The 13,349-nt window shown below is 31.9% G+C and carries 12 protein-coding genes; all 12 read right to left on the bottom strand.

Going from position 1 to position 13,349, the window contains the following annotated elements:
* Nucleotides 1-30 precede the first annotated feature (30 nt).
* Nucleotides 31-690, bottom strand: coding sequence for an HAD family hydrolase (locus FS935_RS21095; RefSeq protein ID WP_146950619.1), 660 nt, complete (start codon nt 688-690; stop codon nt 31-33).
* A gap of 96 nt (nt 691-786) precedes the next feature.
* Entirely contained in the window at nt 787-1,518 is a 732-nt protein-coding gene (locus FS935_RS21090; RefSeq protein WP_146950618.1) for a 3-deoxy-manno-octulosonate cytidylyltransferase, read from the bottom strand.
* A gap of 12 nt (nt 1,519-1,530) precedes the next feature.
* The gene (locus FS935_RS21085; RefSeq protein WP_146950617.1) at nt 1,531-3,129 is read right to left on the bottom strand and encodes an aldolase catalytic domain-containing protein; all 1,599 of its coding nucleotides are present in this window, start codon (nt 3,127-3,129) and stop codon (nt 1,531-1,533) included.
* Between the two features lie 336 nt (nt 3,130-3,465).
* The gene (gene wecB / locus FS935_RS21080) at nt 3,466-4,593 is read right to left on the bottom strand and encodes a non-hydrolyzing UDP-N-acetylglucosamine 2-epimerase (RefSeq protein WP_146950616.1); all 1,128 of its coding nucleotides are present in this window, start codon (nt 4,591-4,593) and stop codon (nt 3,466-3,468) included.
* Between the two features lie 4 nt (nt 4,594-4,597).
* Nucleotides 4,598-5,707, bottom strand: a complete 1,110-nt coding sequence (locus FS935_RS21075; RefSeq protein ID WP_146950615.1) for a capsular polysaccharide biosynthesis protein CapF — start codon at nt 5,705-5,707, stop codon at nt 4,598-4,600.
* Entirely contained in the window at nt 5,704-6,726 is a 1,023-nt protein-coding gene (locus FS935_RS21070) for a polysaccharide biosynthesis protein (protein WP_146950614.1), read from the bottom strand. The genes FS935_RS21075 and FS935_RS21070 overlap by 4 nt, the downstream gene beginning before the upstream one ends.
* Before the next feature lie 169 nt (nt 6,727-6,895).
* The gene (locus FS935_RS21065) at nt 6,896-8,338 is read right to left on the bottom strand and encodes a lipopolysaccharide biosynthesis protein (RefSeq protein ID WP_146950613.1); all 1,443 of its coding nucleotides are present in this window, start codon (nt 8,336-8,338) and stop codon (nt 6,896-6,898) included.
* Nucleotides 8,335-9,228 carry a motility associated factor glycosyltransferase family protein gene (locus tag FS935_RS21060; protein ID WP_146950612.1) on the bottom strand — a complete coding sequence of 298 codons (894 nt, stop codon included), beginning with the start codon at nt 9,226-9,228 and terminating at the stop codon, nt 8,335-8,337. Before FS935_RS21060 ends, FS935_RS21065 begins: the two co-directional genes overlap by 4 nt.
* An 18-nt stretch (nt 9,229-9,246) precedes the next feature.
* Nucleotides 9,247-9,936, bottom strand: coding sequence for a CatB-related O-acetyltransferase (locus FS935_RS21055; protein ID WP_146950611.1), 690 nt, complete (start codon nt 9,934-9,936; stop codon nt 9,247-9,249).
* Between the two features lie 69 nt (nt 9,937-10,005).
* Nucleotides 10,006-11,157 carry a glycosyltransferase gene (locus tag FS935_RS21050; RefSeq protein WP_158638678.1) on the bottom strand — a complete coding sequence of 384 codons (1,152 nt, stop codon included), beginning with the start codon at nt 11,155-11,157 and terminating at the stop codon, nt 10,006-10,008.
* 80 nt (nt 11,158-11,237) lie between these two features.
* Complete coding sequence (locus FS935_RS21045; protein WP_146950609.1) at nt 11,238-12,335, bottom strand: glycosyltransferase; 1,098 nt, start codon at nt 12,333-12,335, stop codon at nt 11,238-11,240.
* A gap of 120 nt (nt 12,336-12,455) precedes the next feature.
* The coding region (locus FS935_RS21040; protein WP_205124309.1) for a hypothetical protein at nt 12,456-13,349 on the bottom strand (894 nt) is incomplete at its 5' end.

The following is a 13,349-nucleotide window of genomic DNA, read 5'->3' as shown; positions in this document are numbered from 1 at the left end:
AAACACCCTACCTTTACTCTTGTGCTATTGTCAAATTAATTCCTCTAGCGTACTAATAACCTTAGTTGCTTCGCTTCTACATTTGAGATCCTGCTCTTCGGATTGAACAGTAAATTTAGACATATAAATAAAATCTAATTCATATTCTTTAGCGGCCTTCATATCAGATAATGAATCTCCTATAAAAACAGCCCTTTTATTAGAGTTTTTTTGTAAGATAATCGAGGTGCATTCCGACTTAGTTTTTGGAGAACCATATATCCCATTAAAGTATATATTTAAATTTCTTCCAATAAAAGCTTCTTTTAATTCTTTCTCATCACTTCCAGACGCTACATATAAACTCTTATTTGAGTTAAATAAATCGGATAATAAGCTTTCACACCCTGGTGTAATATGAGCAGATTGATACATCACTTTGCATATATTTGCATAGTTTGTTAAGAAATAGTTGTATTTATTTTCTTGAAAAGGTTCTTTAGCGAAGTCACTGAAAAACTCTTTAAACTTAACGTATCGAGAAACACCAAATGTATTCTTACAATGGTCAACAAAATTTGTAACAATATCTGAAGGGTATTCTGCAACAGCCTTACCAAAGGCTTCACATTTTAATAGATTTACATCTATTAGAACTCCATCACAATCGAAAACAATAACATCATACTGACTCAAAAAGTCTGAACTCATAAAAATACCTCTTCTTATTTTTTTATACTTTTTTAAATAAATAGTGACCTAATAAAAATAAACATTTAGGTCACTACTTACTACTATTCATTAAATTTAAAGTTCTCTATCAAGAATCGCAGCCTCAGCACGCTGAACATCTTCTGGATTATCAACAGCAATAGAATCACTAGAGAGTTCCAGCATTCTTACTTCCCAACCTAACTCTAGAAAGCGAAGTATCTCAATATCTTCAATACCCTCAAGTGGTGTTTTTTCAGGAACTGAAGAAAAATCTTTTAATGACTCTCGTGGAAATGCGTATGCACATACTTGTCGCCAAGCCTTTTCAAAACCATGTTTCTTATTTGTTGGGATATGCGCACGAGACATATACAGTAATCGTCCATCTGGTCGAAAAACTACCTTTGGAGTTGAACCACTTCTGAAAAGTTCCTCATCATTTATTTCGCAATAACCATTTAAGATTTCACCAGGATATTTTTCAACGTAAGAAATCATTAATTCTAAATCTCTCGGATTAAAAAGTGGCTCATCCCCCTGTACATTAATAAAAACATCTGCATCAATAAATTCTGCACACTCTGCTAATCTATCTGTACCAGTAAGACAATCACTCGATGTCATAATAACTTGAATAGCGCTTTGTTCACAGACCTCTCTAATACGCTCGTCATCTGTTGCAACATAAACCCTTTCAGAAGGACAAGCCTTTATACATTGCTGATATGTTCTTACAATCATTGGAATACCACATAAATCAACAAGTGGTTTTCCTGGTAACCTTGAAGATTGATATCGAGCTGGAATTATAACACAATAATTCAAATTATTCGCCTCCTAGAATGCGTATACTGAACTAACAGTAACTTTATATTGCGTTGGTGTAATTGCAATAACTGGTGGAGTCATTGGGACTCGTGTGAAATCTTCAAGTAAATTATTTACTTCAGTTGTTCTAGGATCATCTGCACCATATCCATCAAAACCAGCTAAAAGAATTCTTGATGCTCTCCCACTAGCTCCAATAGCTAATGCATATGCAAGAACTAATGAACTAGGGAGGACACAGTAATTTGTTTCAAACATAAATGTATTCTCTTTTATTGATATTCCAAAATCTAACAACTCTTTTCCACCAAACGCCTTATTTATATTATCTGACAACATAGATGCCGGTATTACTAACGGCTGTGGTAATGTCGCATGTACTGAACTATCAGCGAGTAAACGAACAGGATGGCAAGCTGCTCGAATGTCAATTAACTCTGATGAAATGTTAGATTGAGTATTCAACGCAATTACATAAGGTTTTTTATCTCGTATATACTCTTCCAATGCTTGCTTATGCTTAATAACACTTGGTCCAGTCCCTATTATTATAACTTCTCTATCAGATAAAATTTCTGCCGGATTCCAAGATCCTTTTGGTTCTCCACCATAGAAGTTTCTAGCAGCCACTAAGGTATTAAAGTTAAATTTTTTCCCGCCTTCTGATTTTAAATATTCGATAACCGCTAGTATATCTTCCTCATCATACCTTGAATCACTTATCATTTCTTGAATATATGTTGGATGAATTCCATATTTACCCGCAAGATAATAAAACGTATTTGTTCCCCATCCACATTTATGTTGCATTGGTTTAAAAAAATCCTCTATTAACTTCATTAATGGTGTAATATTATTAGCTACATTACGGTATTCTTCAAGTTCAATGGTTAAATACTCAGTTTTTGCGTTTCCAGGACCTCTTCCCATTCCGGTAACTGTACTATCAACCCATGTTACTCCATCTTCTAAAGCACGCATAGAATTAGCTAGCGCATAACCCATATTATCGTGTGTGTGTATACCTAGAGGCCCCTTCCAAACTTCACGTATTACCTGGATAATATTAGAGGTTTGTTCTGGATTTAAACTCCCCATACTATCAGCAAAATACAGTACATCTAGGGGATATTTATTAGCAATAGATGCTAAACTTTTAATCTCTTCAACACTTCGATCAGCAATTTGCATTAAATTAAAACCAACAGTATAACCTTTACTTTTCAGCCAATTCGCTCCTGGTAATGCAGCCTCAAATTCGTGTACATGACATGCCACTCGAACTAATGAGATTGGAGAATCAGATGCTGAAACAAAAAGTTTAGATAGTGCTCCCTCAATCCCCTCAGAATGTATAACAATATCACTTGCATTTACCATTACTCCTAATTTAAGACCATTAGGAACTTCCAAGCTTCTAATAAAACTATCAGTAGTGTAAGCACAAGCTCCTTTAAATCCTTCATTATTAAACCCACGAAGACCTAGTTCTACATAGTCTACCGAAATTTCATGCATAGCTTTCAAATATTTTTCGATCATTGGCTTATCAAAATCCCATGAATTATAATATCCTCCATCTCGTAGTGTACAATCTAAAAGTTTCATTTTTCTGCCTCTTCCTTAGTATAATTTACTTTATAATTCTTGACCCTACTTCACTACTTGATTTATATTTATCACCAGAATAATAATTAAAATGCACTCTGCAGAGGAAAATTACACATAGTTGCAATTCCAAATACAGTATTGCAACTTGATATGGAGCATCTATGGGCATGCTCCTTTAGACAAGATGTCATAAGTCAAAAGACTTAGCTATACCTAGAAGGCTAGCATGCCCAACAAACTATGTGGAGTTACAGCCTAATTTTCACTTTGAAACACATAAATTCCGTTTTCACTTAAATTCATAATTGGAGCTCACGCAATCCTTAAATAAATTTAATTCTTTTTCCAAACAATCCTATTTATATAATCTGTGTATGAAAGTATTATCCTCAATACTTTATCAGCTACATTAGGCATACTGTAATCTATTACATTTCTTAATGTATCCTCTTTTTGTGATGCTAATATTTCTAGCCCCTGTAATATTCTTTCTTTTTTTAGACCCACCATCATAACTGACGCTTCTTCCATCGCTTCTGGTCTTTCATGGGCTTGTCTTATATTAAGGGCTCTAAACCCAAGAATAGAAGATTCTTCACTAATTGTTCCACTATCACTGAGAACAGCTTTGGCTTTTATTTGAAGTTTAACATAATCAATGAACCCTAAAGGTTTCATTGTTTTTACTAATGGATTAAATTCTACTTCCTTAGTATTAATCATATTTCTAGTTCTAGGATGTGTACTTACAATCACAGGCATTTGATACTTTTCAGCAATTGCGTTTAAACTATCAACTAAATCTAAGAAATTAGTTTCTGAATTGATGTTTTCTTCTCTATGGGAAGAAACTACGAAATATTTACCTTCTTCTAGTTTTAATCTTTCTAATACATCAGACTTCTCAATATCATCTTTTCTCGAGTTTAAGACTTCAAACATAGGGCTTCCAGTCTTAATAATTCTGTCTGCCGGTAGGCCTTCTCTTAATAAATATTCTCTTGCAATATCACTATAGGTTAGATTAATATCAGCTGTATGATCAACAATTTTTCTATTCGTTTCTTCAGGAACTCTTTGGTCAAAGCATCTATTTCCAGCTTCCATATGGAAAATTGGTATATGTCTTCTCTTAGCAGCGATAGCACTTAAACAACTATTGGTATCACCCAGAACTAAGACAGCATCTGGTTTTACTTCTTCCATAATAGGGTCAATCTTCACAAGAATGTTGCCTATCGTTTCTATTGCTGTTCCTGTAGCTGCATTAAGAAAATAATCCGGTTTCTTTAAATTAAAATCATTAAAGAACACTTCGTTTAGCTCATAATCATAATTTTGCCCCGTATGGACAAGTATGTGATCTATAGCATTTGATTCTTCTAATTTATTTATTACAGCTGACAGTCTAATAATCTCTGGCCTTGTACCGACCACTGTCATGACTTTTAATTTTTTCATTTAATCATACCTCCAAGAAATAGGTGTCTGGCTTTTCTGGATCAAAGTACTCATTTGCCCACATGATAGTAACCATGTCGGTTTCCCCTAAATTTTCAATGTTATGTGTGTAGCCAGTCGGAATGTCTACTACTTCAATTTTGTCTCCACTAACAAAGTACTCAATGATCTCTTCTGTACCAATTTTTCTAAATCGGATAACACCAGTTCCACTCACCACAAGGAACTTCTCATTCTTTGTGTGGTGCCAATGGTTTCCCTTTGTTATTCCTGGCTTAGAAATATTCACGGAAACTTGTCCTCTATCAGGGGTCTTAATAAACTCCGTGAAAGATCCTCTTTGATCTACGTTCATTTTAAGATCATAACTGAATTGGTCTTCTGGCAGGTAGCTTAAATACGTACTATATAACTTTTTCGTAAATGAATTAGACATGTCAGGAATTGAACGCTCTATTCGACTCTTTTTGAATGAATAAATCAGGTTAACAATTTCTCCAAGTGTTATCTCGTGAACAACTGGAACCTCACAAAAATCTTCAACTACATTTGCTTTTCCATTTAAGGCACTGATCAGTTCTTCTACTACATCATCAATATAGACTAAGTTCATTACAACACTAGGATCATTCACGTTGATTGGGAATTCGTGAGCTACATTATGACAGAATGTAGCTACTGCACTGTTGTAATTTGGTCTACACCATTTACCAAAGACATTAGGAAAACGATAAACAAATACTTTTGCTCCTGTTTCTTTACTGTATTCAAAAAGCAAGTCTTCACCTGCTTTTTTACTAATACCATATAGATTATCAAGTTCTGCTTGAGTAGATGAAGAAATTAATATAGGACAAGTGTTTTGATACCTTTTTAACATTTCCAGAAGTGTTGACGTAAAACCAAGGTTACCATCCATGAACTCAGACTGGTCCTTTGGACGATTAACACCAGCAAGGTGAAAGACAAAGTCTGCATCTTTACAATATTCGTCTAGTAAAGATTGGTCTGTTTCTCTAGTAAACTCTAAAATATCAGTATATTTTCTATTTTTTAGTTCAGCTATCAGATTCTTACCAACAAACCCTTTTGCACCAGTTACTAATATCTTCATCGTTGATTCCAACCTTTCAACTCTTCACGAACATAATCAAGCATTAATAACTTATCTTTAATCTGCTCAATATTTAATCTCTCTGTGTTATGAGAGTTGTACTCATCTTCAGAAGACAACTTCTGATCGCCTTCTACGAAATACTTATCATAATTAAGATCTCTCTTATCAGCAGGCACACGGTAAAATCCACCTAAATCCTGTGCAACTACATGTTCTTCCCTAGTGAGTAGGGTTTCATATAATTTTTCACCATGTCTTGTACCAATGACTTTGATTTCATTAGCTACATTAAATAATTGCTTAAGTGCTTGTGCTAAATCACCAATAGTTGATGCTGGAGATTTTTGAACCATGATATCTCCAGCTTCAGCATTTTCAAATGCAAAAACTACTAGTTCGACAGCTTCTTCAAGACTCATTAGGAATCTAGTCATACTTGGATCTGTAACTGTTAAAGGTTGTCCCTTTTTTATTTGTTCAATAAATAAAGGAATTACAGAACCTCTAGATGCCATTACATTCCCATAACGTGTACCGCATATTAGAGTGCTATCTGAATCTACTGTCTTTGCTTTAGCTACAAAAACCTTTTCCATCATTGCTTTAGAGATTCCCATTGCATTAATAGGATAAGCAGCTTTGTCTGTAGACAAACAAATCACTTTTTTTACGCCACTTTCAATAGCTCCAGTAATTACATTATCTGTTCCAATTACATTAGTTTTAACAGCCTCTAATGGAAAAAACTCACACGAAGGAACTTGCTTAAGTGCTGCTGCATGGAAAACGAAATCAACGCCGTGCATGGCATTTTTAACACTAGATAAATCTCGTACATCTCCTAAATAAAATTTGAGCTTAACATCTTTATAAAGTTTTCTCATATCATCTTGTTTCTTCTCATCTCGAGAAAAAATACGAATTTCCTTAATATCTGTATCTAAGAACCTCTGCATAACTGCATTTCCGAAGCTACCTGTTCCACCAGTAATAAGAATAGTTTTATCTTTAAACATTTTTAATTTCTCCTCACAATATAATTTAAATAGATTATTAATTAATTAATTAATTAATTGTTCTCACTTAATTAAATCTGATATTAGTCTTCATAATACGATGGTTTTATAAATTGTATAAATAATATAGTCATTACTATTTTTTTTTGAGATTTTTAGTTATTCCTTCTCATTTTTCTCTAATTTGCTTTATTTTACTTCCAATATGCTTCCTACAAATTACAGCTGTAAGAAAAATAATTAAAATTACAAGGTATCTGATTACCACATAACTATATACCGTCATTAAAAGCATTGATGTTAAAATCATCCCTAATGAAAAAACAACTATAAATCCAAAATTATAAATCTTTTCTCCATTTATATGTTTTTTACATACCTTCCGCATAAAAATGTAATGCGAAAAGCTAAACACAATATAACAAAACAACGTGGTAAAACCAGCTGCTATATATCCAAATATCGGAATAAGGAAAAAATTCAACAAAATATTTAATCCTGCTCCAATGATAGAGGCCACCATGATGAATTTATTTTCTTCAAAATAGAACTCAATGTTAGCAAACATACTGTATAAGAATATAAAAAACACACTTACTGCTATTGGTGGTATTACCCATATTGCTTCATAATATTCGACAGGTGCTAGAACTCCTACAATCTCTGGTGCAAATGCTACTAAAATTAATATCAGTCCACCAATTAGTGCAAGAAGGAACTTTGATATGTCCTCAATTTCTGAATAACATTTATTCTTAAGTTTCTTGTATGTCCATGGGGTAAATGAACTATTAACACTAGTAATAAGAATTGTCAAAAGCATAGCTGCTGAATATGCAACACTGTATATCCCGGCCTTATCTGTTCCAGAAAATTGGTCAATCATGATTTTATCAGATTGATTCAATACCACTCCTGAAAGATAATGGGGTATCAATGGTAAATTAAACCCTAATGCATATTTCCAATAATTTCTATGGAAAAATTGTTTTCCTTTTGTTGCATTATAAATATAAAATACACTACACACACCGATTTGGACTAAAGCAACTGAAAGGATCCTAGCAACACCTTTATCTTCTGTCGCGAGAACTGCAAAAACTCCAAAAAGAGGACTGGCAATAGACATTGCCAGTGTAATTATAATTAGTTTCTTATACTGGTAATCGAATCTTTGTTTAGCAGACCAATAACTTAAAGCAGGTGCCACTATCAATTGAGTAAACATAACTAAAACTAAGAATGTTGGTAAGCCAAAAATTGAATTCCAAAAATCAAGAAATAGTAAATATATAATTAAGCATACTGCAGTTAGTGTAGTTGACAAACCCTGCAATGCCGATATAAACGTTTCTCTATCGTTTTCATATTTAACCATTCCATTGTTAAACACACCTGCCCAAAGTGACAAAGTTGCAAAAATAGTAATTATCGATAACCAAGATTGAAATACTACAACCTGGCCATATTGTTCGACACTTAATAATCTGGTGAAAATAGGCACAGTAATAAAGGAAATTCCTTTTTGGAAAAAACTCGCTATTGTAAACCATATGGCTGCTTTGACTGCCGGAGGGAATGCAGTATACCGTTTGAAAATCTTATTAATCATTTTAATTCTTTCTTTTCAACTATATCTTCGTAATTACCTCTTGGTATTGAGTCAATAATAGTCTTAGCTGAACAATTTACTAGTTTAACATTTCTTTTTATACAGTACCTGTTTAATTCTTTATAAAGATGTAGTATTCTTGCCCAACCATAAAAACTACTTTCCATTTGAAATTTTTTACTTAGCGATTCCAGTCTCTTTTGTTCATTAGCGGATATATTATATCCATAAGTTGCATTACAATCTTCATCCATAAACGCATTAATTGTACTAATAATACCAGTTGAGTCACAACCCAATAAATAAATTTCAGAAATACCCATATATATAGCTTTAGCTATTGCATATTGTACTACTGTTTGAAAGCCTGGAATAAAATGAGAAAAATCGAAATCATAGTCATAATTATCATGAAACGTTAACTTTGGATAATAAAAAGAAATATTTAATTCATCTTGTAAGTTGAAACGTTCAACAAAATCAACTGCTATATTAGGTAAAAAGCAGACTGGTTTATTCTTTTTTGTATTAATCCCTTTAAAGACTTCGAGTAATTCCATATCCTCTGGATTTTCTTTCGATAAATTAAAAAAAATTGGGTCTGCCCAGAAATGATAATTAGATTCCATCTTTTCGAAATCAGGATGTCTAGAAATTTGGTTTACAGTAAAAACAATTTCATTTTTTAGCAACGATAAATCTTGGTTCTTTATTGAAGGACCATTACCCACAATAAAACAACGACTACCTTTATTTATATTTTTAAACTTTGTATTTAGTTTAATTTTGTTAACGATATCGTTCTTTTTATATTTCAAGATACCGTAGTCTATAGTTCTGACCTTATGATTTATTAACTCACTATATAATAGTTTTAGACCCTCTTTCATTCTTTTATCTCCATTCCTTTATGTTTTCAATGAAAAAAAACTACCTTTTAACTTTTCTATATCTTGAAACAACTCAGAGTGTTGTTTAATCCAATCTTCGCTCTCATTCCACCATTGTAATTTTAATAAAAATTCTATATCCTCATTAGAAAACCTATAACGAATTACCTTTGCAGGGACTCCACCGACAATTGCATATTCTGGAACATGTTTGGTAACTATCGATCCCGCAGCAACTATAGCACCATCTCCAATTATAATGCCTTCCATAATTTTTACTCCATCACCTATCCAAACATCATTTCCAATTAATACTGAAATTTTATTTTCATTATCAGCATAACGATATTCATCAAATAATTGTTTATTTGTATATCTAACAGCAAGACCTTTTTGCAGTGAATAAAATGAGGGATGAGTTGAAACAAATTTGTGAGTTGGATGTTGTCCAAAGATAATAGATACGTTTTGTCCAATACTTGTATATTTTTCAATCTTAGTGTTTAATAATTTTGTATTTCCACCAATATAAGTACCAAATCCTAGCATTGAATTTATAACTGATGAATATGGTGCAAGTGTATTGGCACCTTTTAAGGAAGACTTCGAATCGATGTATGAATTTCGAGCAATTTTTATACCTTTTCTTTTTAATTTCATTTTTAATATATTTAATGTGATAACTCTATTGAATATTTTTTTAAACATACTTCATCACCTTTTAAAATAGTTCTATTTGGGAACTACAACAATTTATAAATATAAAGGTTATTAATACTACTCTTTAGTTTTTAACAGTAATTTAATTTCTTTAAGAAAGTTTTCATCTAAGCTCTTTATAAGTTTTCTGCTGTCATACGATGAAGAAAAATCTATACTAATAATTTTATTTGCTATTTCTTTTGGATCCTGCTGTTGATAATAGTAAATTTGACTTCCGATTGACGAATATTCAATCGCTTTTATACGAATACTTACAACCTTTAAGCCATTTGCCATGTATGATAGTATTTTTGATGGAAACGAAGTTTCATTATACTTAGCACCTGGGATTTGCGTACTTAAACCAATTTGGCACTTTTGTATAAATTGTATATAATCTTCTCCTTTTAATAGACCATGATAACTTACTATTGCATCTGATATTAATGAAACTTCTGCTACTTTGTCTTCAATACTTTTAATCTGTTCTATTGATCCGAAACCAATAATGTGAATATGATAATCTTTTGTTAGATACTTAGCAGCATCGATGGCGGCTAAGGCGCCACCTTTTATTGGATCAAATGTTCCAGCATAAACCACATGTATTTTATCGTCTTCAAAACTGGCTTCCCTATCTTTTTCCACTTGATATGTTCCATATATAATTGATTGTGGTTTATTTGTCTTATTAATTTTTTGGTTTAGAAGTTCAGTCGAAAACAAGTATTTATCACCACTAGCAAAGGCCTTATACTCATTTTTCTTCATAAATCCAGAAAGATTCTGAGCATCTTGATAGATCTCTTCAACTTCTAAAATAATCTTAAATTTTTTAAATAATTTAGCCGTTCTAATTGGTAAAGATAAAATTACTGAATGGTATACAATAATTGGTTCATCTTTCTCAGTAGAAATTAATAAATAAAAGAATAATTGTATTAAAGAAAATAGATATTTAAATATTCTCTTTATTTTACTTTCTCCGCCAAAAGTAGCAAATGTTTTAAGAGTAATACTATCTGTTATTCTCTTAACATCCCCTTTATAGAAACCACTAGAATTTTTTGTCCAACTGGGTGAAACTATCTCAACTTCATAGTTGTTTCTAGTTATAGCAGTACAAATATAATCAATTTTATTGGTTGCGGATAAAGTTGCTATTCTATTTTGACCATCATGTACGTTATCTGAGTAAAAAGCTATATATTTAATTGGCTTATTCATCATCATTTTTCTCCTCTATACATGTAAGAAATAATATTTTTTACTAAAGTTAGTATTGTATTCATAGTGTTATAATGTTTTTACTTCTTTCTATTGAGGATAGATGAATAGAGGTCATCAAACTGATTAGATATTGTCACTGGATTAAAATAATCATTTAATCTCCGATGTGCTTTTATTCCCATTTCTTTTCTTAAGTGGGGCTTGCTATATAGTTTCATTATAGCTTCAGTTAATGCTTCAGAATTGTATGGAGGTATAAGTAAACCCGTTTCGCCATCTAAAATTATTTCTGGCACCCCACCAACCTTAGTTCCAATGCTTGGAATACATACTTTTGAGGCTTCTAAATAAACATTCCCTAAATTCTCATGAAGTGTTGGTAATATAAAAACATCACTTTCATCTAGAATATTCATTACATCATTTCTTTTACCTAGCATTATTACTTTTCCACTATTAATTTCCTCAGATACCTCATCCCTAAATGCATCTTCATATTTACCGTCGCCTACTATTAAAAACCTTATATTTTTTAGTTCCCTGAGATTTTTTATAGCTTTTGCAAGTTCTCTATAACCTTTGTCCAAGACAATACGTGAAACTGTAGTAAAAATTACCTCTTCAATACCTATTCCTAATTTGTCTCTTACATTTGAATTTTTAGATAGCTCATTTTCATCTGGCGGAAAATTATAAATTAAGCAAGTTTTCTTTCTTGCATACCTTCTCACCATTTTCTTCTCAACAGTATATTTACTAATCCCATGTACACGCGTGGCGAGTGATAAAGTGATAGGTTCAATAATATAATTAAAAGCAATGTTTTTTATTAAAGTCCCTCCAAGTGAATCGCCAGAAAACCCATGTGTAGTAACTAGCCTATTCTTACATCCAGCTAATAAAGCTGCTATCATACAATGAAATCCGGTACTTTGCATTCCGGAAATGTGAATTATATCAGGTTTTTCTTTTTGAATTGCATTTTTTAATTCAAGAATCAAACTTAGGTTTATTTTACCGCCCGCGACTCTTTTTTGATTAAGTGCCACAAAATTATATTTTTGTTTAAGTGAAGTTTCATTTTCAATTCTACTAAATAATATATTCGGTCCACCCGTCGCTCCTGGCAAGACATAATGCATCATTATTTTCGGATTTTTGTTTTTTTCTCTCACAATATCCCACCTTTATAAAAACTCATGTATTAATAAATTCTTCTTTAATTAACTATCAATAATTATATACGCACGTATAAATACAGTGGTCTGCTACAACACTACTAATTTTCAACTACTCTATTGGACTTTAGTTAATTGAATTGTAGATAACCAATTATAAAAAAACGGATATATAAAGTAGATAGCAAATCCAATTGATGGTGTTGCATTATTCATGAAAAATAATATTAACGTAGACATTAACACGGAAAAATTCAACCCAACTAATACATTTCCTCTCTCCATTCGAACCAAAAAGGGTTGCGTAAGAATATAAATATTTAAGATACCTATAAATAAACCGTACAAAGCAAAAGTATCCATAATGTATGAATGTTGACCAAAACCACTTAGAAAACCACCAGTTTGCTCAATTGAGTCTATTACAATTCCAAAAATTGGACTTTGCAAAAAGGCATGCCAACTTGTTTCTATTGTCATAGCTCTATTCAAGGCTACATTATCTACACCACCATATCCCAATATATTAGATTGTAATATAAGCAATTTATCCACTGTAGACCCATTTCCTAGAAAACTAATAAACCAATTTGTTATTAAAATAAGAATATCTTTGCTGAAAACTAAAACTATAAATCCTAGTACGATCAAAAAGAATTTAACTAACATGTTCCATTTTTTCATTAGGGTAATAGTTGCAAATGCTAGAGTTAGTATTAAAAGTGCGGTAAAATAATTTGCAAATATAATTGTCAAGAAGAATAGTATAAAAACTACGCTTGAAGGGCCAATCATGCTTTTTTTAATTAACTTTAAATTTACTAAGATAAAAAAAAGAATAATACACAAAAATACCAGAGAATAAACTAATTCATAACCCCCTATTCCTTGAGAGCGCAACATCATAGTTTGTTCTCCCGAAGTTTTAATACTTCGAGCCAAATAGGGGTTATTTATAAGCCCACTTAATGTAACAATGGATGTATAAATAATAACAGGGATGGACCATTT

It is taken from the genome of Metabacillus litoralis (assembly GCF_007994985.1).
GTDB classification, from domain to species: Bacteria; Bacillota; Bacilli; order Bacillales; family Bacillaceae; genus Metabacillus; species Metabacillus litoralis.
The sequence above is the reverse complement of the archived record's forward strand: the minus strand, read 5'-3'. Positions and strand labels throughout refer to the sequence as shown.

Excerpts from the sequence above, each read along its gene's own strand:
- wecB (WP_146950616.1), bottom strand. The coding sequence starts at position 4,593 with ATGAAAAAATTAAAAGTCATGACAGTGGTCGGTACAAGGCCAGAGATT.
- FS935_RS21060 (WP_146950612.1), bottom strand. The coding sequence starts at position 9,228 with ATGAAAGAGGGTCTAAAACTATTATATAGTGAGTTAATAAATCATAAG.
- FS935_RS21055 (WP_146950611.1), bottom strand. The coding sequence starts at position 9,936 with ATGTTTAAAAAAATATTCAATAGAGTTATCACATTAAATATATTAAAA.
- FS935_RS21065 (WP_146950613.1), bottom strand. The coding sequence starts at position 8,338 with ATGATTAATAAGATTTTCAAACGGTATACTGCATTCCCTCCGGCAGTC.
- FS935_RS21050 (WP_158638678.1), bottom strand. The coding sequence starts at position 11,157 with ATGAATAAGCCAATTAAATATATAGCTTTTTACTCAGATAACGTACAT.
- FS935_RS21070 (WP_146950614.1), bottom strand. The coding sequence starts at position 6,726 with ATGTTTAAAGATAAAACTATTCTTATTACTGGTGGAACAGGTAGCTTC.
- FS935_RS21085 (WP_146950617.1), bottom strand. The coding sequence starts at position 3,129 with ATGAAACTTTTAGATTGTACACTACGAGATGGAGGATATTATAATTCA.
- FS935_RS21095 (WP_146950619.1), bottom strand. The coding sequence starts at position 690 with ATGAGTTCAGACTTTTTGAGTCAGTATGATGTTATTGTTTTCGATTGT.
- FS935_RS21075 (WP_146950615.1), bottom strand. The coding sequence starts at position 5,707 with ATGAAGATATTAGTAACTGGTGCAAAAGGGTTTGTTGGTAAGAATCTG.